Origin of the sequence: Bradyrhizobium sp. PRIMUS42, assembly GCF_023006515.1 — a bacterium.
Classification (GTDB): domain Bacteria; phylum Pseudomonadota; class Alphaproteobacteria; order Rhizobiales; family Xanthobacteraceae; genus Bradyrhizobium.
The window spans coordinates 1-1,159 of the sequence record NZ_JALBGZ010001206.1 but is presented as its reverse complement, the minus strand read 5'-3'; the positions used below and the strand labels follow the sequence as shown (position 1 = coordinate 1,159).

Sequence of the window (1,159 nt, the reverse complement as noted above, 5' to 3'; positions counted from 1 at the left end):
GGCTTGCGGAGGAGCGCGTCCGCAGCGCGATCCGGCTCGGCGAGGAGCGCGCCAAATGGTCCGACCAGCAGGCGGTCGCGATCGTCAGCGGCTTCGAGGCGGCTTGCCGCGAGATCGAGACCAACATCGCAAGCTCCGTTGCGCGGATATTGCTGCCTTTCCTCGCTGACGCGGTCCGCGACAAGGCGATCGGATCGCTGGTGGAGCAGATTGCGGCCCTGACCGGCAACTCGTCGGTGCCGGCGTTCAAGGTCACCGGCCCGAGCGAGCTGCTCGACCTCGTGAAGACACAGCTTGAGGCGTCCAGGCGAGTCGGCATCGAATACGAGGCCGCCGAGGCGCTGGAGGTTCGCGCCGTGGCCGATCAGACCGTGATCGAGACGCAGATCTCGGCCTGGAGCGAACGCCTGAAGGAAGCGCGCCGGTAATCCGCCATGGAAGAGGTCAAACATGAGCTCGTGATCGTCCGCCGGCGCAGCGCCTTCGCTGAGGAGGCGCATCACGGTGGCGTCTGGAAGATCGCCTACGCGGACTTCATGACCGCGATGATGGCGTTCTTCCTGGTCATGTGGCTGCTCAACGCACTCAACCAGGACCAGAAGCAGGTGGTCGCGAGCTATTTCAACCCGATCAAGCTCGCGGAGAACGCGCCTGCGCCGAAGGGTCTTAAGGATCTTTCCAAGAAAGAGCCGTCGTCGTTCGAAGGTCAGGACGGCCGGCGTCAACCGGCAGGCCCGAACGAAGAACGCCGCGGCGATTCCCCGACGGCCGAGAAGCCGCCCTTCTATGAAGAGAAGGTGCTGTTCCGCGACCCCTACGCGACGCTCGCCGAGATCGCGAGCAGCGCGAACCAGGCCTCGGGCCAGCGGCGCGCCGGCGCGCTCTCGTCCGCCGAAGAGGATGGTCTCAAGGGCGGCGACGCCTACCGTGATCCCTTCGACCCCGGCTATTGGAAGCTGGCGCCGCAAGCGTCCAAGGACGCGGATCGCATGATCGAAAGCGAGTCCAAACCGAATGCCTCCGCGCGCGACGGCGCGTCCGGCACAAATCAGAACGAGCCGCAGGCGCGCCGTGCCAGGGCGGACGATGCTGGCGGAAGCGTGGCTCCGAGCACGGATGCATCGTCCGCAAATCTGTCGCCGCTGCTGCCGCCGGGACC

1 protein-coding gene and 1 pseudogene are annotated in these 1,159 nt (G+C 66.3%); both read left to right on the top strand.

Features of this window, described 5'->3' with window-relative positions; translation table 11 throughout:
- Nucleotides 1-428, top strand: a pseudogene (locus MOV75_RS39060) (hypothetical protein); the annotation flags it as partial.
- A 6-nt stretch (nucleotides 429-434) separates the two neighbouring features.
- A partial coding sequence (locus MOV75_RS39055; protein ID WP_309487011.1) for a flagellar motor protein MotB occupies nucleotides 435-1,159 on the top strand: 725 nt, incomplete at its 3' end.